This is a genomic window from Chryseobacterium vrystaatense (genome assembly GCF_000737765.1).
GTDB lineage: Bacteria > Bacteroidota > Bacteroidia > Flavobacteriales > Weeksellaceae > Chryseobacterium > Chryseobacterium vrystaatense.
Genome location: NZ_JPRI01000001.1, coordinates 112,519 through 134,592, shown reverse-complemented (window position 1 = coordinate 134,592; position 22,074 = coordinate 112,519). Strand labels below are relative to the sequence as shown.

The window sequence follows — 22,074 nt, the reverse complement described above, 5'->3', positions numbered from 1 at the left end:
CCAATGATCTTGACAGAACTGACGATCCCTGTTTTTTGGAATTAATACAATTTTAATCATAAAACTTTGAAATTGTAATTGTCAGAATATCAACTTTTATATTAAATAATTATAAATGTTATCTGAATACTGGTATTTTTTTTATTACCTAATTATTAAATTACGTAACTTAGTCATAAAATGATTACGAATCTAAATTCTACATAGTATGAAAAAACATTTATTCCCTCTTTTCCTGCTTGTGTTAGGCTTCAATGCCCATGCACAGCAGGATATTTTTGCGATCGCCGGAAAAGATACCTCAAGCATTGTTTTCAGTGATTTCCGAGTTATGGACGGTACAAACGGTACTTCAAAAGAAAAACTATTCTCGGCAGATACTTCAGCGAAAGTTTTCTCTCAGGAGAGAAAAGGAAGTGTTTCAGAAGATAAAAACTCCTATAGCCATTCACAGGCAGCTACAATGGCAGCTCTTGCTTATGATCCGATGAATAATAATCTGGTGTATATGCCAATGTTTTCGTCCAATATTTATGTTTTAAATACAATAACAAAGGAAATCACATTGGTACAAAATACGGTAGCAAGAGTAACGTCTTGTGATGTCAATTCTCATATCACAAGAATGGCCGCAGGATATGATGGAAATATCTATGCGCTCAACAATGCGGGAACCCAATTGTTGAAGATCAGCAAAAAAGAAAGCCAGTATATAGTGAATGATCTTGGAATCATTAAAGATGATGATTCGAACGGAAAGAATTCATTTACAGCAATGGAAACTGGTTTTGGAGGAGATATGATAGCAGATGCTGAAAACAATTTTTATGTTTTTTCAGCTTCAGGAAATGTATTCAAAATTACGCCTAAAGAATTAAAAGCAAAATTTGTTGGTAAAATATCGGGTATTCCAGAACATTATTCAGTGAATGGATCGGCTGTGAATGCTAAAGGAAAGGTTATTATTGCAAGTTCCAAAGGAGACAGTCTGTATGAGGTGGACCTTGGGACACTTCGTGCAAAAGTACTTCCAGGTGAAGAAAAACCACATATTTACGATCTGGCAAGTAGATATTTTGCAAATGACCGAACTTCTTCAGTGAATGCACTGGCGAATATAAATATCTATCCAATCAAAGTTGATGAACATTTTATCAATATCGACGTCAACGATAAAACCGTAAAAGGAAATCTGACTCTAAGCCTTTTTGATTTCTCAGGGAAAAATGTAATGAAACAAAAGTTGTCTGTGAAAGACGGTTTACTGAATCAGCAGGTTTATTTGAAGAGTGTAGTTAACGGAGTTTATGTGGTAGGTATTACGGATGAATCTGGTAAAGTTCTGCTAAACAAAAAAATTCTTGTTACAGAATAAACAGTATAGTTATTGACGCAAATTTCATTTAACTTCAATGATAATTTAAAACCTTTTCAACTTATTTTGGAAAGGTTTTTTTAATGATTATTTGATCTTCAATAAGTTTTGTCTTTCGATATTAAAATGTACTTTTATAAAAAAATACAGATGAAGTTATACTTTAATGTAGGATATAATGCAATGGCCGGACAGAATCTACAGCTCGTAATTGTAGATGATAAAGGTTCTGATGTCCAGATTCATACCTTGTTTTATGCAGAAAATGGAATTTGGAAATGTGAGGTAGATTATTTCTCAAAATCAATTTCATATAAATACAGGCTTTCAGACGAAAAAGGAAGCGTTCTTAGAGAAGAATTTGTTTTGCACCACCTTAATTTTCCCCATAACTACAAGGAGTTTATTATTTTTGATGAATGGAATAACAAGAATTTCCCGGAGAACTATTTAAATAATAAAATTCTTTATAATAAGCTTAATCAGTTCGTTCCTGAAAAGGCGACAGTTTTAAAAAAACATACCCATTTATTCAGAATTGAAGCACCTCTTTATAATCCAGATTGGAAGATCGTGCTCTTTGGCAGTACAGCTTCTCTGGGAAATTGGAATGATGAAAAAACGATTCATCTTTCTCAGTCCGGTTTTGGGATCTGGGAAGTTTCCATTGAAATTCCTGAGAATGAATTTATTCAGTTCAAATACTGTATTTACGATAAGAAGGAGGGGAGAGTCATTGATGTTGAGACAGGTGAGAATAGATTTACACTGCCTAATCCTCTTACAGATGTATTGCAAATTGTGTCCAACCACTATTTTAAATTCAGGTCATATCAGATGTACCATGATGCAGGTGTAGCGGTTCCGGTATTTTCTTTGAGAACTGAGAAAGGGTTCGGCGTAGGTGAATTTTCTGACCTTAAGAATCTTGCAGATTGGACAAAAGAAACCAGTCTGGGAATTATTCAGATTCTTCCCATTAATGATACAACGGCCAATTATTCATGGACGGATTCCTACCCTTATGCAGCAGTTTCTGTTTATGCCCTGCATCCACAGTATATTTCATTGGAGAACCTTGATTATGATTTACCGAAAGAATTAGTTTTTGAGTATCAGTCTGAAAAAGAAGCATTAAATGATTTGGATTTGGTCGACTATGAAAAAGTGATTGGAAGCAAATGGAGATTTTTAAAAGCAGTTTTCAGTGCAGAAAAAGAAAAGATTTATAAAGACCGTAATTTTAAGAAATTTATAAAAGATAATGAACATTGGCTGATTCCTTATTCCGCATTCTGTGTGTTGAGGGATAAATATAAAACCCCTAATTTCAACGACTGGAAAACCCACAAAAAGTATATCGCAGGAAAAGTTTCACAGCTTTTCACGGTAAAAAGTAAAGACTATGATGTTTGTATGCTCCATGCCTGGGTGCAATACCAGCTTCATTTACAGCTAAAAGATGCTGTTGAATATATCCATAGTTTAGGAGTATCTCTGAAGGGTGATCTTCCAATAGGTATTTACAGGTATTCTGTAGAAGCCTGGACGGAACCCGAACTTTTCGGGATGGATTTCCAGGCCGGAGCGCCACCCGATCAGTTTACAGAACTGGGACAGAACTGGGAATTCCCAACATACAATTGGGAAGCAATGAAGGAAGACAATTACCGCTGGTGGAAAAATAGGCTTAAAGCACTCGAGCAGTATTTTGATGCGATGAGAATTGATCATATTTTAGGATTTTTCAGGATTTGGAGAATGCCTGTGTCGGCTACACAAGGGATTTTAGGGTATTTCTACCCTGCGGTTCCTGTTGTTTCGGATGAATTCAAGGCAAGACATATTCCATTTGATTTTAACCGCTATTGCATGCCTTTTATCAATGATATGATCCTTTGGGAGTATTTTGGTGAAAATAGCGGCAAGGCCCTTGAATTTATTAACAGTAATAATGATGGGACATATTCATTTAAAGAAGAATTCGATACCCAAAGAAAGCTCACCGATTTTTTCAAAAAGTACCCGAGAGGTGTTATAGAAGAAAAGTTAATTTCCTTATGCGCCAATGTTTTATTTCTTACTGAAGAAAGAAAAGGTGAAATAGTATATCATCCCAGATTTAATGTCTATCGTTCCGATTCCTATAAATATATTTCTGAATGGGAGCAAAAAGCGATTTATGATCTGTATCAAGATTATTTCTTCAGAAGACAGGATTATTTATGGAGTGAAAAAGCGATGGAAATACTTCCGGTTATTCTCAATGCTACAAAAATGCTGATCTGTGGAGAAGATCTTGGAATGGTGCCTGCGTGTGTTCCTTTAGTCATGGATGAGCTCGCTATTATTGCACTGAAAGTACAGCGCATGCCATCGGATAATGTTCCTTTTTATAATCCCAAAAATGCGGATTATATGAATGTGGTAACGGCTTCTTCCCACGATAGTTCTACACTGAGACAGTGGTGGAAAGAAGATCCTGTGGTTACGCAGAAATATTTTAACCAGCAGCTGATACAATATGGAAAAGCGCCGGAAGAGATGAACTCTCATCTGGCTGAAATCATTATGAAACAGCATCTCTACAATAATGCAATGCTGGCCATTTTTCCTATCCAGGAATTTTGGGCGACAGATTCTGAGCTTACCAACCCTAATATGGACAACGAAAGGATTAATAATCCTGCAGTTTTCCCACACTACTGGCGTTACAGAATGCATCTTAACATTGAAGATTTGAAAAATAAAACAATCTTCAATGAAAAAATTGCTTACTGGGTGAAAGACAGTGGAAGGGTGTAAATTTAACATTTGATTATCAATTGGTTAACTCTAATTTAAAAGAAGTTCGATCTTATGATTTAACTTCTTTTTTTTATTTGTATCCAAAAGACAGAATAGAGATATTCTACTATATACTAACCAATTAACGACTATAGAGATGAAAAAAATACTTTTGGGATTTGCCTTGGGACTGGCAGCTTTGTCTTCCGCCCAGCAGTATCCAAATAATAACGGATGGGGAGATGATGGATATTACCAGAATGGAGGGTATACTGATGAAGATGACAGAAATTATTTCCCGGACGATTATTATTACAACTATCCTCAGGATTATTACCCAAGTGATTACTATCAGGGATATTATAATGACTACAGAAACAGTGTTACAAATATCAATTGGAATGTATTTTTTAGAGAAAACAGACTGAACCGATGGCAGATCGACCAGATTTTAAGTCTGAATAACCTGTATGTTAATTTTTCTACCTGGGATAATTTTTACAGATATAATCCGGATAGATGGTATTATGACAGATTCTATGCATTGGAAAGAATTTTAGGACCAAGAACATTTGTTGTTTTTCAAAATAATTATTATCGTGGAGCCAGTCCTATTGTTTACTTCCAAAATTACAGAAGAACATATTATGCACCAAGATATACGGTAATGCCAAGGTACAGAAATGTCAATATCAATGTATACAGAGTAGACAGATCCAGATTCAGAAGAACGGATAATCCTACTTTTAATGTAATCAGAACAAGCAGACCGAATAATGGTTTTAGAGAACCAGTTAGAGAGAGAAGTTCTGGAGGTTTCCGTAATCAGACCGGAAATGCCGGAAGATCCGATAATTCAGGAGGTTTCCGGAATGGTAGCAATGGAGGAAGAGATACCGGAGGTTTTAGGGGAAATGCAGAGAATAGCGGAACAAGAAACGGAGGTTTCAGAGGAAACAATGATGTGAAAAGAGATAACACTCCAAGAAGAGAAAATAGCGGAGGAGGATTCAGAGGAAACAATGGAAGTTCGAGATCTGAAAACTCAAGCGCAAGACCGCAAAATAATGATAGTAATGGCGGTTTCAGAAACCGGTTAGTAAGTAAATAATTTTCATATATTATATTTAAGTGGTGTGAAGGGCAGATTTTAGGATCTGTCCTTTTTTTTATTTTCTATTTTATGATTTTGATATTTAAATTTAACATTATTTATGAATATTTCCGTTTAACTTATCTTTTAACTAATAATCAAAGATATGTATAACAATTAATTAAATATTTTTTAAGATGAAAAAATTAGTTTTAGCAATAGCATTTATCGGAATAGGAGGTCTTGCCATGGCGCAACAGACAACAACTCCACAGGACAAACAGGTAAAAAGAGCCGAGATGCAGCAGAAGCATCAGGAGCACCTTGATCAGATGCAGAAGGATCTTAACCTCAATCAGTCTCAGGTAGCTCAAATAAAAGCACTTCATGAAAAGAGAAAATCTGAAATGAAAGCCGACTTTGACAAAAGCAAAGAAGCGAGACAGGCCAAAATGGAGGATAAGAAAGCCAAGAGAGCTCAGATGGATGCTGATATGAAAAAAATCCTGACTCCTGATCAGTATGATAAATGGCAGGCGGACAGGAAAGCTAAAATGGAGCAGAGAAGGGTGGCAATGAAGGATAGAAAAATGATGAAAAAGCCTATGAATACTGCAGCTCCTGAAGCAAAATAACAGTTCATAATTTTGATTTTTTAATGTGTGAAGGACGGGAATCTCCCCGTCCTTTTTGTATTAATTTTCATTAAAACTTTTGATTTCGGGCTTTTATTCCTTATTTTTGAATATAAATTTATACTTATGATCAGCGAAAAAATTGCAACGTTAATAAACGAACAGATAGCTCACGAACAATATGCCGCACAATATTACCTTTCAATGTCTGCCTGGTTTTCAGGAAAAGATCTTGATGGAATTGCGAATTACTTCAGAGTTCAGAGTAAAGAGGAATTGATGCATGCAGATAAAATGTTTGACTTTTTAAATGATGTAGGAGGGGAGATCATCATCGGAGAAATTGCAAAACCTCCGCATGAGTTTGAAAATGCTACTGATATTTTCGAAAAAGCATTGGAGCATGAGAAAAAAGTAACCAGAAGCATCTTCAATATCGTAAAAAATGCTAATGATGAGGGTGATTTTGCAACAACATCTTTCATGCAGTGGTTCATCAATGAGCAGGTAGAAGAAGAAGCCAGTGCTTCACAGTATGTTACAAAAATCAAGATGGTTTGCGATAACCCATCTGCATTATATCTTTTTGATCAGGAGTTATCTCAAAGAGTTTTTGTTCCGGCTGCAACAGCTTAATTAAACGATATAGTAAAAGAAACAGCCCCTGCGTTCGGAGAACGCAGGGGCTGTTTTATTTTTATGAACACAAATTTTGGAGAATGTGGATAACTTAAGAATGTTATCCACAAAAATTTAGTGAATTTTAATCGTATTGTGGATAATATTTCTACTTTTATTTTTATATATTATTCTGAAAATAATGTTATTAGGCTATTAGATTGAAGTTATCAACATTTCTTTGTGGAAAACTTTGTTGAAAATTGTATTTAGGTAAATTTCTGGTACTAGAGATAAATAAGCTGTGTCTTTAAGACCTTTCTTCCTAAGCCTTCCAGGATATTTTTATACCTTTCTATCTGAAGTTCGTTTTTTTCTGTCTGTTCACCGGTTTTAAAATCAACAATAATATACCCTTCTTCTCCTTTCAGAATACGGTCCGGTCTGAACATATGGCTTTGCCCTCTTTCAGAAATCATAATATCTTTCTCGTTGATTACTTCCCATTTTTCGTCAAAGAACTCCGCATATTTTTTTATGATCTGAACCAAGGTTTCCTGAATCTCATTTTTTTCATCCAAAGTGATCTGCCCATCCAAAACGTAGCTTTCCAAAACCTTGGCAATGTCTTTCTCTGTATTGATCTTAGATAGCAATTCATGAACGAAAAGTCCTATCCTTACCTTCTCATTCCGTACCTGATAGTTTTTGGAAGGAGTAGCGATCTTGATAGAAGATCGGTTTTCATTGATATTTTTAAGGTTGTGGATATCCTTGGTTTTAAACAATGATATTTTATCCTTTGAACGCTTTTTAAGCATTTCAGGTTTCACTTCATAGAGATCAAATTCATCTGCCTGCTCTGTGTTTTTTCCATTAAAGAACTCCAGCAGCTCAAGATTATTAGAGGTTTTATTGGCCTTCTGGAGATAGAAAAACAGTTGCTCGACCGGACGCGTCGTAGCCACATATTGAAGACATAACCTGTCGATCAAATTTTTATAAGAATTCTTTTTGTTGAAAGCTTCTATCTCCTCGTCATAAACTTCCAGGTTTTTACTGAACTGGTTGATGTTGACTGATTTCAAAGCGTCATCATTATTGGTATCAAACCAGTTGGTAAATTCGCTATCCCGGTTTTTATTCATCATCGGGATAAATACAATCGGGAATTCCAGTCCCTTGGATTTATGGATCGTCATGATCTGAACTGCATCAATATTTTCTGACGCCTGTATGGTATAAGAAGAAGCTTCTTCGTCCCAGTATTTCAAAAATTCTTTTGTGCTGGCTCCTGCATTTTGCGTAAAATTGAAAAGCATTTCCAGGAAATTCAGAAGAAAATCTGTTTCCTTGTTCTCAACAGCGAATTCATTGATATAGTATTCTACAAAATTATACAGGTTGAATCTTGGAAAGTTTTCCTGTTTCAGTTTAAGGGAATATTTATTTTGAATGAACTCAAGAATCTCCTCATGCGTTTCAAGCTCTAAGATCTCATTCATTTCCAGTGTGAAATCGGTCATTTGGATTCTCCCAAGCGTATTCAGATAATACATCATCATGATCAGGTTTGGCCTGTTCTTAGGGTTGATTCCCCATCGAAGAAACTCAATGACAGCCTTTAATGTATTTGATAATTCAAGGGTTAGGCCTTTATCAGAAATCGTTTTGATATTTGTTTCTTCACCGCGGTAGTTTACTTTCAAATTTCCCAGTTTCTGAGAATAACTGAAAATATCAAAGTTGCCACGGCATAAGATGGTAATGTCGGAAAATTTAAATCCGTTATCCAGACTTTCCTGGATATCTCTCCTCATTTTTTCAGAGGTGTCGTTATAAAAATCATCATTGGTTAGATTTTCAATCAAACTTACCTTTACACGTCCTTCGATCTGAGATCTTGGGCTCTGTTCAGCGTCTTCACCGAAAATATTACGGTGTTCTTCTTCCAGATCAAGTGAATGGTATCGGTATAACTCATTATTAAAATGGACAATATTTTTAGCACTTCGCCAGTTATCTTTCAAAACAAAAAGGGTTGCTTCTTTAGGGGAAAATTCCTTTTTATTGATAATATCCAGCATCAGTTTACTTTCTCCACCCCGGAATCTGTAGATACTTTGTTTGGGATCACCTACCAGCGTAAATGAAGTATTTTCTGAGGAAACACTGTGATCACGTAAGGGAACAAAATTCTGCCACTGCAGTTCCGAAGTATCCTGAAACTCATCAAAAAAATAGTGCTGAAACTGTGAACCTACCTTTTCATAAATAAAAGCTGACGGTTCGTTCTTAAGGTTTTCATTGATCAGAATATTAAATTTTGAAAGCAAAACAAGATCATTCTCTTCCTCAATTTTTTTTAGTTCGTCCTGGATATCTTTGTTCACCTTTAAAGGAAGAAGTGCAGATAAGATTTTTTCTTTCTTTTGAGTTTCAATATATAAAAGAATCAGCTGCATCCGATTGTCAAGAAGCTGGTCTAGGATTTCAAAAATTTCAGGTTCCTTGCTTTTGGATTTTGAAGAAGCTCCTTTTCTGTAATTATTGATGACAGACTCTTCCTGTGTAGTGGGAAATGGAAACCCCGGTCTTTTTTGACTGTAAAAATCCTGAACTTTCGCGAAAAACCCTCCAATCCCGTTTTTACCCTGAGCAAAATCTTCAATCTCGATGTTTCTTGAACGAAACAGTTCAACTGACTTTGTTGAAATTTCTACAGACAGTTTCTTATTCTGTACAATCTCTTTTCTCAGTGTATTTTTTATATTTTCATAATTCGTGTCATCAAAGCTTTTGTTGCTTTTCAAATGTTCATAGTGGATGTCCTTTACAAACTCCTTTGCGGAATCATAAAGATTCTTGTTGAGGTTGATTCTTTCGTTGTTTTCAAGGCTGTAATCCACATAGTCCATGAAAGAATTGGAAATGTTATCATTTTCACCAATCTGGTCCAGCATTTTATCCACAGCTTCGATAAGAAAAGGTTCAGCATCGATTTCAAGATTAAAATTTTTCGCCAAACCCAGTTCATACGAAAAACTTCGTACCAACCTTGAATTAAAACGGTCAATGGTTCCGATGTTCAGGGTTGAATAATTGTGAAGAACATAGTCCAGCAATTTTTTTGAACGGTTATGAAGTTCATCAATTGTAATTCTTAGACCATCAGCCTCAAATGCTGTCTGGATATTTTTCAAGTCTCCATTTTCGGCAAAGTTGTCAGCTGAAAAATTCCCCAGCCACGACAAAATCCTTTCCTTCATCTCATTGGCTGCTTTGTTGGTAAAAGTGAGCGCGAGAATATTCCTGATCGACTGTTGCTGATTGGGATACCGGAGACAGATCATCAGAAGCCTCTGGACAAGGGCATATGTTTTCCCTGATCCGGCTGAAGCATTGATCACTGTATAAGAATTTTGCATTACTGAATTTAGAATTAAGACTGCAAGTTAGCTAAATTTTAAGTGAAATTTTAACAATTCCGGCTTGTGAATTAACAGTTTGCCGGGCAAAAATCAAAAAGAAATCCTAAAACACGTTAACTGTGGTTAAACTTGTGGATTAAGTTAAAAATAATTTTAGATTTGCTCTATAAAAAACGCTCCGTGAAATTTAAACTACTCTTTTTTTTAATCACTTTTTTCTTCATCAATGCCCATGCCCAGAATTATATTTTCGGAAAAGTAATTTCTGAAGACAGTGCTGAAATTCCTGATGTAACTGTCATCAATATCAGAACAGATGAAATGGTAGTGACCAATCGGGACGGACATTTTATGGTTTCCGGAAGAGCAGGAGATGAACTTCGCTTTATAAAAGCAGGTTACGAACGTATAGGAAGAAAGGTTTCCAAAGAAAATATTGAATCTCCCATTAATGTTACTTTAGCTAAAGCGACCATATTAATTCCTGAAGTAGAAATAAAGCAGGGAATTACAGGTAATCTGAAGATTGATGCTAAAAATCTTAACAGACCCAAAAAGGTCGAAAAACTGATCAAGGATATGGATCGCTACATTTCTCAGAAATCAGATCCGAGGGTGCTTGCGGCAAGACCCGGTGAATTTGTGCAGCCTAAGGGCCAGGGATTCTCTATTGGAAAAATCAAAAACAAATGGGATGATGTTGATCTCATCAATTACCTTCATTCTGCACTTGGTGATGAATATTTTACAGATCTTAAAATAGATAAACCTCTTATAGAACATTTTATAAGTTACGTTTTGGCAGGAGGTTTTGAAAGAAAAAGTATTCTGAAATACGGTTTCTGCAGTGATGCAGATCTGAACAGATTTCAAAGATTTGTACTCACAAGAATTTCCTCTTACCGCGCCCCGCAGACTCAAAGATAATAAGAGATGAGAACTTACATTAAACAAAGTCTTTATGTCGTACCGTTTTTTTTGTCTGCAGAATTTTTTTCTCAACAAAGTATAACAGGAATAGTGACAGATAACAGTAAAACCAATATTAGTCAGGTTTTGATTATCAATGTTTCCAACCAGAAAAGTACTTTGAGTGATGCTTCGGGAAAGTTTAGTATTGATGCTTCTGAAGATGATGAACTGAGGTTTGTAAAAGAAGGTTATTATCGTTTTGATAAGAAAGTAGTAAATGAAAATTTCAATACTCCTTTAATCATAAACCTTGAAAAAGTAGAAATAGAAATTCCTGAGGTAAAGATCACTTATAGGCCTACGGGAAATCTGGAAAGAGACAGCAAACATCTTAATGAATCCAGAAAAGTGGTGGCTTTAAGATCGGAATTGGATGAGTATATGAAAAGTCCGCTGATTGATGCTTTACCGGATAATACAGTTTCGAAAACCTTTAAAGGACCCGATTATGGTGTAGGTCAGGTAAGTCTTCTGGGAGTTTTAGATGCTGCAGTAGGTCTGTTTAAAAAAGCAACAGAACTTAAAATTACCAAAGCCGATTATACGGAAACGCAAAATTTTATCAGAAGAGTTAAAAACGAAGTAGATTTACAGTTCCTGAAAAAATATGGGATGGATGAAGAACATATTGATAAGTTTCTGGTCTATGCGAATGATACCCGTATGATGGCGAAAAAATACAGAAAGAACTTTAAAATTGATGTTGTGGAGTTTGAACTAAGAGCAGCTTTTGCTGAATATAAGAAAACCAATAAGCTTGACAGTATTTAATTGTAGTAAAATTCATGATGAAATTTGTATGCGGAAATATTGATATTACTGACAGGAAGAAAATTGTATTCTTTCTTATTTTTCTGTTCGATATTGTCTTTTCCCAACAAACTGTAACAGGACGTATCGTGGATGATGGCGGTGAAAATTTAAGTTCAGTTCTTATTATCAATATGTCTACTGATCAGAAAACATCTTCCACTTCTGAGGGAATATTTTCTATTGAAGCTTCTCCGAATGATGAGCTGAGATTTGTAAAAGCAGAGTTCACCAGAGTATCCACAAGAGTTCTGACCAGTGGATATAATCCTCAGTTGCTGGTCACTATGATTCCCATTCCAAGAGATGTAGGCGAGGTGAAAATCGTAAAAAAACCAACCGGCGACCTGGAGATCGATTCAAGACTGGCCGCAAAAGTAGATAAAGGAGAAATTGTGCGGGAGGCAGTGGGGTTGCCGCAGCCCGTTGGGAAAATGCGGGAAAAACCTGCAGAAGTGAAGCAGGTACTTCTTCCAATTCTCTTAGGGAGCCTGGATGTGCAGGGTACCTACGATCTGATAAGTGGAAAGGCAAGGCGTCAGAAACGTCAGTACAGATATGATGATCTGCAGGAACATATAATGTGGGTTCGCAACAGAGTGGATAATGAATACTTTACGAAAGCAGGAATTCCTGAAGAGCGAATTTCAGAATTTATCCAATATTCCTTTGAGGCTAAGCCTCAGGTAAGAACTTATGTGAAGGCCAAAAACCTATCCGGAGTGCTGCTTAGAATGGAAGATACCATGCCTGTTTATCTCGAAAGATTAAAGCAGCGCAAACAGCAGGAGTAATGTTAAAGAATTCTTAAAAATCGGAATGAAAATTGATATACTGCTACACAGAATCAATCAATCACAATTGTTATGAATAAAAATATTATCGCAGTAGCAATCGCAGCGCTAGGATTTGTCCTCGGCCTCGGTTTTTTAGGAAATGCGATTAAAAACAGAAATAGATCGGAAAACACCATTTCAGTCACCGGGTTAGGAACCAAACAATTTACCTCCGATCTGATCACGTGGTCAGGAAGTTTTTCCAAAAATAATTCCGATTTGAAAGCTGCTTATGATGAACTGGCTATAGATAGAAAAGTTATCAATGATTATCTTGTTTCAAAAGGGATCAAACAGAATGAGATCGTGTTTTCTTCTGTAGATATCCAAAAGCAGTTCAGAAGCTATAACGACTCTAATGGAAATTATGTGCAGGGTGAATTTTCTGGGTACAACCTTACCCAAAAAGTTTCTATTGAAAGCAAAGAAGTCGTAAAGATTGAGAATCTTTCCAGAAATATTACCGAGATTATCAACAGAGGTATTGAGTTTACCTCGTCCGCACCCTCTTATTTCTATACAAAACTGGCAACAGTAAAACAGGAAATGATCGCAGGGGCAACAAAAGATGCTAAAGAACGAGCTGAAAAAATAGCTGAAAATTCCGGAAGCAGCCTGGGTAAACTTAAAAAAGCAACAATGGGAGTGATCCAGATCACGGAACCCAATTCCAACGAAGACTATTCATACGGCGGAACATTCAATACTTCTTCTAAGGAAAAAGAAGCGAATATTACCATAAAACTGGAATACGAAGTCAACTAAGATTACAGAATGAATTCTGGAGGATCTCAAAGATCTGAAGGGATGATCAAAAATAAACCGCCGGAAAATTCCGGCGGTTTTTATATTTTAATGATAAACTACATCATAGATTTCATCTTTCACACTCTTTAAATTTTCAGGAGTATAATTCGCCAACAGCCAGAGGTCCAAAGATTTTTTTCCTTCCCCATAGCTTGGCTGTACATACATCTCGTCGATCAGGGTAAAACCATTTCTCAGGTAGAACGAATAGCGTCTTTTGGCATCTTCACCCAAATGATCCGGTTCTATTTCCAAAATAATTCTCGGATAATTCTCAAACAGATATCCTGTAATATGTGATCCAAGTTTCTGGCTTCTGAATGCCTCAAAAACCTCAAAATGTTCAACAAAAACATAAGAACTCAGCTCCCAGATGATGAGATATCCTATAGTCTGTGACTCATGAAGTACAGAGATCACTTTCACATTGGGATTTGAAAATAACGCAGTAAACTGGTTCCAGTCTCTTTGCTCATCTTCGGGAAAAGTGCTGGAGTAAGATTGATAGATTTCCTGAACTCTATAGTCCTCGGCTGAAGTAATCGGTAAAAATTCCATAATTATAAATCAAAAACACTGGGTCTTCTTGTAATAAAAATATCTTTGATCCAAAGCGTGAAGGCCAGTCCCAGATAGATCAAAAAGAAAAAGCCGGCGGTGGCAAAAGTAGAATAGATAAAAAAGATCCTTAATTTAGATACAGGGATCCCTAGTTTAGCTCCTGTTCTCGTAAGAACACCAAACCATTCTCTTTCCATTTTGTGGCGGATATTATCAAGCATTTGAAGATTCTTTTAAAAGTTTAAATCCAATACCGCAATTTAAGCAATTTTTTTCTTCACAAGAGGTTTTATAATGATAAATGAGACTCTGACTTTCCAGTGCATTGTGAACTTTCAACCCAAGTTTTTTCCATTCCGTAATTACAGAGTTTTTTTCTGCCGGACTGTTTCTGTACAAATTCAGGATGTCATCTGCGATTTCTTCACTGTAGTATTTATGATAAGTATATTTTAAAGGAAGTACTGTATTGAGGATAATCAATTCAATAAAATCCCTGCTTAATGTTTTATGCTGAAATTTGGAAATACTTCCAAAATTGAAATGACAATCCCAATAATCAGAGGCTTTTACAGGATTAAAAACTTTGTATAACTCATCGGTAGTTTCAGCTTTGATCATCTTTGAAAATAGATTCTGATGGATATAATAAAGATGGGCCAACTGAGAAAGGCGGATCGTTGGGAAGTTGGGAGGGCGAAGCCTGAGAAATTTGGGGTGAAATCTTAAATCAGGAATATTGAATTTTTTTATGATGAATTCAAATTCTCTCTTCCAGAGCATCATCTGTCCATCCTTTGGAGTGTCAAGCCATCCTGAAATACCAAAGAAAAGAGCTTCTAACTGGGACTCATTCTGTCTGATTTTATTGATGATACCGAAATCTATTGATTCTGCAATTTGCCTGAAAATAGGAGCATTTATTTTTAAGCCGAAAGAATAGGCCAGGCTGTGGAAAAGAACTGCTTCAAAATTATTCCTGTAGCGTTCTAAATTCTGTTCCAGCTCCAGAGATTTTTCATCCAGTTTTTTAAGCACATTTGCTTCATGAAAATGAATTGGAATTTTATTCGGATCAAAAATATTTTCACACGGAATGAATTGAGTTCCATTGATTAATTTTTCATATTTCCACAGAATATTTTTGTCGATATGATTTTTAAGTTCAAGAGTGGGAACATTTTTTTTGATGAGGTCATCAATTTCGGTGTCATGCTGATAAACAACGTGTAAGATGATATTTTTATAATTAGGATCGGGGGAATGATTGTGAAAAATCCAGTCAGAGGTTCTTACATGAAGTTCTATGTGGCCCACAATAATCAATCCTTTTGTTTTGATTTGAGCATCAAGGAAATCAGGTCCGGCATTCTTATTCCATTTTCCAAAATGGATCACTTCAACAGAATTTCCTTCAGTGTCCCTGAAGTCAAAATTTTTGAAAACCTTATAGTTCCATAGATATTGTAGCAGTTTTTCCGTCATAAGTGTAAGCATAAATATAATAGAAAATTTGCATTTTTATCAGCCCCTTCCGTAAATTTTCTGAGTCCATACTACATAATTTTCTTTAGATAGAAATATAGTTTACAAATTAGAAATTCGGGTTCTGTTCATTCTTTTTTACTAGTATTTTAACTAAAAACATAAAATGCCTTCCGTATTTTACGAGAGGCATTTCTGTCTAAATTTAATGAATTAAAACCTTAAGTTTTAAGGTGTCTTTATCTATCGCTGGTATGCATTTTTACATGTTCTGCTTATTCTGACCAGGGCGAATGAAGAATACAGTCACAGAAATTTTTACGATGGAAATTAGGAATCATAAAAGCACATACATCAGCTTTAATATTTCCAAATGTTGTTTCTGTTTTATGCTCGAATCCTGAGAAAAAAGCAGGAATAATCTTTTTCTTAAAATCTGTTCTCGGAAAAAATCCTACGATCTCATCACGGTGTTTTTCGGACAGATTTTCATATCCTTCACCCATTACGTCAAGTCCAACCCCTGAATACATCAGTGCGACTTCCGCCTCTTTATGTTCCGCAATTCCAATGGTTGTGTGCAGGGCAATGGTGTCCCAAACAAGCTGCAGGCTTTTTTCAGGCAGTCCATGTCCTTTAAGGAAATCTCTTGCTGCATTGGCTCCATCCACTTCAAACCTGAGATCAGCACTGCTGTACTGTTGTGTGAGGCCAAGATCATGAAAGAGAGAAGAAACATAAAGAAGCTCAGAATCATAAGCGATTTCTTTTCTTCTAGCATTTAAAGATGAAAAAAGAAATACTCTCATCGAATGATTGTATAAAAATTCATTGCCGTGCTCTAAGAGAAGTTCTCTTGCCTGTTCTGCAATGGTACTGTCGGGAATTATAATTCCAGCCACTGATTTTAACTTTGCTGTCATAACTTTTTTTACAAAATTAAATCAATCATAAAGCGTGGAGAATATCAATTTTTTACTTTCACATGTCAAAATTGACCTGTATTTCGATAAGCCTGAGGTGAAAGAGACGTTTGTTTTTTAAAAAAATGACTGAATTGTTCCGTTGAGGAAAAATGGAGTATTGAAGCAATCTCCTTTATGGAAGAAGCTGAAAAATAGAGCATTCTTTTAGCTTCATTCACGATCATCCCTGCTATAATCTTTTTGGGAGAAATCCCACCCTGTTTTTTCGATATAGCAGCAAGTTGTTTATTGCTGATATTCAGGAGTCCTGAATAAACTGAAACTTCGCGGGTCTTCTGATAGTTTTGTGAAACCAGTTCCAGAAATTGGGTGTATATTTTTCTGTCAGAACTGTTGTATCGGTCCTGTAAAGAAAAGTTGATATTGGCTGTCTTGATCATGATGATCTTAAGATAGGCTGCCAGTGAATCTGTTTTATTGATATATTCTTTACCTCTTGATTCCAGCTCAAGCATTGCTGCAACAGATAAGAGTTCATCAAGATCTTCTTTTGCTGCGGCCAGACCCTGGTTATCTGCATTCAGATTGAAAAGAACAGATTTGCAGTTGCTTGCACTCTCCGGTGCTTTTTCCCAAAATGCATCGGTGAAGGTAATTTCATATCCATTAATAGAAGTATCATCAGAAAACAAAAAGATCTGTCCTTTGGCAATAAGAAGAACCTGATATTTTTCCAGCTGGAGAGATGCATTGTCAATATCTACAGATCCTTGTCCATTTTGGTAAATATAGATCCGGTTAACTGTGGTTCTTTGAGGGTCTTTGCTATAACTAATATTCCCGTCGAGGCGGATGATAGAAAACTCATCTACAAATCCTTTCGTATTATATATCAGTTCCATTTGGCCTGCGGGAATATTAATTAAATCATTGATTTATCCGGAATGAACCATTCAGATGTATCTGAAAGATATTCCGATATAGAGCGTTAAGCTTTTGTGAGCTCTTTCTTAAAATTTTCTATAGTCGTTCTGTACATTTCTTCATAGATAGGAAGAATGTTTTTCAGATCAAATTTAATAGCCTGCTCTTTAGCATTCTTTTTCATCGTTGCCAAAAGTTCGTCGTTGCTCAGAAGCTTGATGGTGTAATTACTCATCGCTTCTACATTTCCGATCTCAGCTAAGAAGCCTGTTTCTCCCTGAATATTCACTTCGGGAATTCCACCTGCATTAGAGCTGATTACCGGAGTATAAGCGGCCATGGCTTCAAGCGCCGCCAAACCAAAACTTTCCTGTTCAGAGGGAAGAAGAAATACATCGGAAAGCTGTAAAATCTTATACAGATCGTTTACTTTCCCAAGCAGACGGATTTTTGAAATAAGTTCAGGATTTTCTTCCAGAAACTGATTGACCTTTTCCATATCCGGGCCTTCGCCTATAATGATCAGTTTTGACTTTACTTTTTTCTCAACGCTTTTAAAAATCTGCAGAACTTCATCAACACGTTTTACCGGACGAAGGTTTGACACGTGGATCAAAATTTTCTCATCAGGATTGGCAAACTGTGTTCTCTGGCATTCTGTTAAGTCTTCAAATTCAGAATTATCAATAAAGTTGGTAATAACCTGTATCTCTTTTTTTATGTTGAAAAACTGGAGTGTATCTTTTTTCAGGCTTTCAGAAACTGAAGTGATGGCATCCGATTGGTTGATTGAAAACTCCACAGCATGTTTGTAGCTCGGATGTTGTCCTACAAGGGTAATATCAGTTCCGTGAAGTGTAGTTACCAATGGGATATCATTATTATCTTCCTTGAGCATTTGTTTAGCTGTAAATGCAGCATACGCATAAGGGATGGCATAATGAGCGTGTAAAAGATCCAGCTTATACAGATTGACAACACGGTAGATCATCGAGCTTAATGCAATATCATAAGGCTGATATTGAAAAAGGGGATAAGTCTGTACATTCACCCTATGAAAGAAAATATTAGGGTTCGTAATGTCTAGTCTTGCAGGAAGTGCCGAACTTATGAAATGGACTTCATAGCCTTTGTTGGCTAGAGACATTCCCAGTTCTGTTGCTACGATTCCGCTTCCTCCGTAAGTTGGATAGCAAAGTATGCCTATTTTCATTAGATTATTGTTGTTTTGATGTTGTAAAAACTGTTGTATTTTCATTCGAAGCAGAATTCGGAACCATGTCGATTCCCATTCCTGCTTTCAGCTGATCATTAACCAGTACAGGCAGTCTGCCCCATATTTTTGTTTTTCCGTTCAGAGCAGCCGCTGTTGCAGTCATAGAGTCATCGTTGTTTTCATAAGCTACAAGGACTGTTGATACTTTTGAAATATCAATATCTTTCAAAGCATAAGCGCTACCAAATACGCTTAAAATAACGCTCTGGGTTTTGGTAAGATCAGCAAGAATCTTTTTAGATTCTGCTGAAATTTTATAGGGTTTGTACGCTGTTGAATTATCCTTGTGGATTCCTACAATGACTGTAGAACCTGCAGGGATCGTATTAATTTCACTTGATTTTTTGATAACTATAGTAGATCCCAGTTGATTTGCGAAAGTCTGATACGGAGCTTCTTCCAAAGGAACATAATAAAGCTGCTTTCCATTGATAGGAAGTAGTTTCTGATCATCTTTTAGCAGAGTCAATGCATTGGCATAAAGATTCTGTACCAATGTTTTGTGCGAATCATTATTCAGGTCGCTGTTGATATTTTCAGGATTTTTGGGACTGTATTGATCAAGGCCCAGAAAATATTTGGTCAATAAGATTTTCTTTACGCTTTCTTCTACTCTTGATTGAGAAATTTCACCGTTTTCAATTCCTTTTTGAATTAATTTTTTCCCCTGTGAGACACCCTGAGAGAAAAGCATTATATCATTTCCTGCTTTAAATGCAAGAGCATCCAGTTCTCCGGGTTTATATTTATTGGCTACAGCACCCATATTTAAGGCATCGGTGATAATTAAACCTTTATAACCTAATTTATTTTTTAATAAATCTGTAATAATATTTTTAGAAACGGAAGCAGGAATTCCTTTTCCTGATTCCAGGCTGGGAACATATAAGTGAGCCACCATCACACCACCAATCCCTTTGTCCATTAAAGCTTTAAAAGGCGCCAGTTCTACAGTATTCAATCTTTCTAAACTATGTGATACTACTGGCAAATCCAGATGTGAGTCTGTGCTCGTATCTCCATGTCCGGGAAAATGTTTAATAGCAGCAAGAATGGTATTATCCTGAAGGCCATTGGAATAAGATAAGGCAGAGCTGATCACATTATCTACCTCTGAACCGAAACTTCTGTTTCCGATGATAGGATTGTTCGGATTGGTATTGACATCAACAACCGGCGCAAAATCCCAGTTGATCCCCATTCTGTGACAGTCTTCTGCTACTTTGGCAGACATTTGATAGATAAGGTTCTTATCCTGTATTGCTCCAAGGGTTATAGCCCATGGGAATTTGTGTGCTGTGGCAATTCTTTGAAAGAGTCCCCATTCTGCATCCATCCCGATCATCATCGGAATTTTTGACTTCTGCTGAAATTCGTTGACCAGATTAATTTCTCTGGCAGCATCATCCTGCATTAAGATCAATCCTCCGATCTTTTCATTAACTACGATATTTTTTATCTGATTAATATAGTCCTCACCTTTATTCGTATATAATGCTACGATAAACAGCTGTCCCAGTTTTTCATCCTGGGAAAGAGACCTGTAGGTCTTGTCTACCCAGTGATGAGCCTTTTTCAAGTCTTCTTTGGAAATGTTTTTGGGCTGATATTGAGCTTTGGCAGTAAAGCTTATTAATGAAAAAATAAAGAGGGAAGTATATAACAATTTCTTCATGATCTTTTGAATAAGAACAAAAATACAATTAAAAAAATGATGAAAACAATGTTTTTGTAATTTTTGGTATATGATTTGAATACGCTTTATAAATAATAACTAAACTTTTCTAAAAATGAAAAAAATACTTCTATTTTTATTCCTGGGTGCTGTAGGTTTTACCGCTTATAGTTGTGACAATGATGATGATGTTGTTGTACAGAATCCGGTAGATTATGATACTTATTCTGAAGCTTTCGATATTAGTCCTAATTTTTCAATGGTAACTAATAACCTGTATAGGTTCAAGGATGATTTCAAGAAACCATTAGTAGAGTCAGATGTAGTGCTTATTTATATGCAGATTGGTACAGATGGAGGTGCTCCACTTTGGAAATTACTTCCCTATACTTCTTATGTGCCATTAAGCCCAAATAACGAAGCTGTAGATTATATCTATGATTTTAGCAAATTTGGAGTTACTATTAATATAAACTCTTCGGCTACTTTTAGCTTAACAGCAAATCCAGGGTATTATCAAGGGAAAACTTTTAGGGTTGTAACAGTTCCTGCTAAAACTGGCGTTAGCAAAAGTGCTGTCGCACCAGTTGATTATTCTGATTATAATAGCGTAATTAAATATTATAACATTGATGAGTCTAGAATTCAACTTAAAAATTAATTAAGAATATCTTTTCAGTTTTTTATAATTATTAAGAGCTTCGGGAGAAATCCCGAAGCTTTTTTTATATTCTAATTATTTTGGTTGGGAGATTAAAAAAGTTAATTTTAGTATCAAAAATAAGATCATAAAAGTGATGATAAACAATTGGTATTTTAAATTTTTGATCATTACTCCATTATTCATTTTGTTCTCATGCAGTGAGATCGAAGATAGTATTCCGCAAAATTATAATCGAAATAATACACATGACAACTATGTTTCTCCCTATGTGGGAATTTGGGTGGGTACTTATTCTGGTGAAGTTAGTGGAACTTTGATTTTGAATGTATCAAACACTGGAAGTATGGAGGTCATAAGGACTTTAAACGGTAAAGTGGAAGAAGTCTATTATACAGGTCTTCAGGAGCCTGGCGGTCATTTGAATCCGGCACCTTCCCCAAAGGGTTTTGCATTATACGGAAGTTTGTATGCGAAGGCCGGAACGTGGAATTTTCAAAATAGGAGTGGGAATTGGGATGTTGATAAAAAATAGTCAGGTTACCAGATAATAGATAAATAACAAAAGCTCCAGAGAACCTCCGGAGCTTTTGTTATTTATCTATTTGTCATTATCATCTAACAAATGACCAAAGAAATCTTTTTTTGTCTGCAGATAGCCTTTGCTCATCTCATTGGCCGGGATTTGTAAAGGGATCCTGGAATTGAGATGGATGTTACTTTCTACCACATATTTTACCTTTTCAGGGTTGTTGGTCAAAAGGTTGATATCTTTTACATCCAGCTGGTTCAGAATTTCTATAGCAACTCCAAAATTTCTGTCATCAGCAGGAAGTCCCAATTCTAAATTGGCCTGTACGGTATCAAAACCTTTTTCCTGCAGTGAATATGCTTTCAGCTTATTGATGATTCCTATATTCCTTCCTTCCTGACGGAGATAAACAATAATCCCTCCGTGTTCATGGGTATATTTCATTGCGGCATCCAATTGCTGACCGCATTCACATTTTTTTGAATGGAAAACTTCTCCCGTAATGCATTCTGAGTGGAAACGTACATTCACCGGTTTTGAAAAATCTGTATTTTCTGCAACGATGGCCATGTGCGGCATCCAGTCGTTTTCGTTTTCGGAGAAAGCGATCATTCGGAAAGAGCCGTGTTCTGTGGGAACATTGGCTTCTGCCTGAATTTTAATCATTAAT

General features: G+C 36.0%; 20 protein-coding genes. 11 read left to right on the top strand and 9 right to left on the bottom strand.

Annotation, left to right across the window (positions count from 1 at the left end; translation table 11 throughout):
- The first annotated feature begins 208 nt into the window (after window positions 1-208).
- The 5 genes from IW16_RS00600 to IW16_RS00580 all read left to right on the top strand — a co-directional run bounded on the left by IW16_RS00600 (window position 209) and on the right by IW16_RS00580 (window position 6,526).
- Window positions 209-1,375: a T9SS type A sorting domain-containing protein gene (locus IW16_RS00600; protein ID WP_034738660.1), complete on the top strand. Its 1,167-nt coding sequence runs from the start codon at window positions 209-211 to the stop codon at window positions 1,373-1,375.
- A 150-nt stretch (window positions 1,376-1,525) separates the two neighbouring features.
- Window positions 1,526-4,180: a 4-alpha-glucanotransferase gene (locus tag IW16_RS00595; RefSeq protein WP_034740416.1), complete on the top strand. Its 2,655-nt coding sequence runs from the start codon at window positions 1,526-1,528 to the stop codon at window positions 4,178-4,180.
- Between the two features lie 139 nt (window positions 4,181-4,319).
- On the top strand, window positions 4,320-5,273 hold the full coding sequence (locus IW16_RS00590; RefSeq protein ID WP_034738658.1) for a hypothetical protein: 954 nt from the start codon (window positions 4,320-4,322) through the stop codon (window positions 5,271-5,273).
- 179 nt (window positions 5,274-5,452) lie between these two features.
- A complete protein-coding gene (locus IW16_RS00585) occupies window positions 5,453-5,890 on the top strand; it encodes a hypothetical protein (protein WP_034738657.1) in 438 nt (145 codons plus the stop codon).
- 126 nt (window positions 5,891-6,016) lie between these two features.
- Window positions 6,017-6,526: a ferritin gene (locus IW16_RS00580; RefSeq protein ID WP_034740414.1), complete on the top strand. Its 510-nt coding sequence runs from the start codon at window positions 6,017-6,019 to the stop codon at window positions 6,524-6,526.
- Between the two features lie 269 nt (window positions 6,527-6,795).
- Here the strand turns inward: IW16_RS00580 and IW16_RS00575 are convergent, their stop codons facing one another.
- Complete coding sequence (locus IW16_RS00575; RefSeq protein WP_034738655.1) at window positions 6,796-9,936, bottom strand: UvrD-helicase domain-containing protein; 3,141 nt, start codon at window positions 9,934-9,936, stop codon at window positions 6,796-6,798.
- Between the two features lie 183 nt (window positions 9,937-10,119).
- Here IW16_RS00575 and IW16_RS00570 point away from each other — a divergent pair, with 183 nt between their 5' ends.
- From IW16_RS00570 to IW16_RS00555, 4 genes are all read left to right on the top strand, one after another.
- Window positions 10,120-10,866 carry a carboxypeptidase-like regulatory domain-containing protein gene (locus IW16_RS00570; RefSeq protein WP_034738654.1) on the top strand — a complete coding sequence of 249 codons (747 nt, stop codon included), beginning with the start codon at window positions 10,120-10,122 and terminating at the stop codon, window positions 10,864-10,866.
- 6 nt (window positions 10,867-10,872) lie between these two features.
- On the top strand, window positions 10,873-11,682 hold the full coding sequence (locus IW16_RS00565; protein ID WP_034738652.1) for a carboxypeptidase-like regulatory domain-containing protein: 810 nt from the start codon (window positions 10,873-10,875) through the stop codon (window positions 11,680-11,682).
- A 14-nt stretch (window positions 11,683-11,696) separates the two neighbouring features.
- Window positions 11,697-12,515, top strand: coding sequence for a carboxypeptidase regulatory-like domain-containing protein (locus IW16_RS00560; RefSeq protein ID WP_228376890.1), 819 nt, complete (start codon window positions 11,697-11,699; stop codon window positions 12,513-12,515).
- 72 nt (window positions 12,516-12,587) lie between these two features.
- Entirely contained in the window at window positions 12,588-13,322 is a 735-nt protein-coding gene (locus IW16_RS00555; RefSeq protein ID WP_034738649.1) for an SIMPL domain-containing protein, read from the top strand.
- 87 nt (window positions 13,323-13,409) lie between these two features.
- Here the strand turns inward: IW16_RS00555 and IW16_RS00550 are convergent, their stop codons facing one another.
- The 7 genes from IW16_RS00550 to IW16_RS00520 all read right to left on the bottom strand — a co-directional run bounded on the left by IW16_RS00550 (window position 13,410) and on the right by IW16_RS00520 (window position 20,211).
- Window positions 13,410-13,922, bottom strand: coding sequence for a GNAT family protein (locus IW16_RS00550; RefSeq protein ID WP_034738647.1), 513 nt, complete (start codon window positions 13,920-13,922; stop codon window positions 13,410-13,412).
- Window positions 13,923-13,924: 2 nt separating this feature from the next.
- The gene (locus IW16_RS00545) at window positions 13,925-14,146 is read right to left on the bottom strand and encodes a PspC family transcriptional regulator (protein ID WP_034738644.1); all 222 of its coding nucleotides are present in this window, start codon (window positions 14,144-14,146) and stop codon (window positions 13,925-13,927) included.
- Window positions 14,139-15,422 (bottom strand): DUF2851 family protein, encoded by a 1,284-nt coding sequence (locus IW16_RS00540; RefSeq protein WP_316931911.1) that lies wholly within the window; start codon window positions 15,420-15,422, stop codon window positions 14,139-14,141. The genes IW16_RS00545 and IW16_RS00540 overlap by 8 nt, the downstream gene beginning before the upstream one ends.
- A gap of 263 nt (window positions 15,423-15,685) precedes the next feature.
- Complete coding sequence (locus IW16_RS00535) at window positions 15,686-16,333, bottom strand: HD domain-containing protein (RefSeq protein WP_034738642.1); 648 nt, start codon at window positions 16,331-16,333, stop codon at window positions 15,686-15,688.
- Between the two features lie 65 nt (window positions 16,334-16,398).
- Window positions 16,399-17,238 (bottom strand): helix-turn-helix domain-containing protein, encoded by an 840-nt coding sequence (locus IW16_RS25510; RefSeq protein WP_051889809.1) that lies wholly within the window; start codon window positions 17,236-17,238, stop codon window positions 16,399-16,401.
- Window positions 17,239-17,324: 86 nt separating this feature from the next.
- Window positions 17,325-18,473 (bottom strand): N-acetyl-alpha-D-glucosaminyl L-malate synthase BshA, encoded by a 1,149-nt coding sequence (bshA, locus tag IW16_RS00525; RefSeq protein WP_034738641.1) that lies wholly within the window; start codon window positions 18,471-18,473, stop codon window positions 17,325-17,327.
- Between the two features lie 4 nt (window positions 18,474-18,477).
- Window positions 18,478-20,211 carry a glycoside hydrolase family 3 protein gene (locus tag IW16_RS00520; protein ID WP_034738639.1) on the bottom strand — a complete coding sequence of 578 codons (1,734 nt, stop codon included), beginning with the start codon at window positions 20,209-20,211 and terminating at the stop codon, window positions 18,478-18,480.
- 115 nt (window positions 20,212-20,326) lie between these two features.
- Here IW16_RS00520 and IW16_RS00515 point away from each other — a divergent pair, with 115 nt between their 5' ends.
- Together IW16_RS00515 and IW16_RS00510 are read left to right on the top strand one after the other, a co-directional pair.
- Entirely contained in the window at window positions 20,327-20,872 is a 546-nt protein-coding gene (locus tag IW16_RS00515; RefSeq protein WP_034738637.1) for a hypothetical protein, read from the top strand.
- 136 nt (window positions 20,873-21,008) lie between these two features.
- Complete coding sequence (locus tag IW16_RS00510) at window positions 21,009-21,407, top strand: hypothetical protein (RefSeq protein ID WP_034738635.1); 399 nt, start codon at window positions 21,009-21,011, stop codon at window positions 21,405-21,407.
- A 66-nt stretch (window positions 21,408-21,473) separates the two neighbouring features.
- Here IW16_RS00510 and ribA read toward each other — a convergent pair whose 3' ends face one another.
- A complete protein-coding gene (gene ribA, locus IW16_RS00505; RefSeq protein WP_051889807.1) occupies window positions 21,474-22,070 on the bottom strand; it encodes a GTP cyclohydrolase II in 597 nt (198 codons plus the stop codon).
- Window positions 22,071-22,074: the final 4 nt, after the last annotated feature.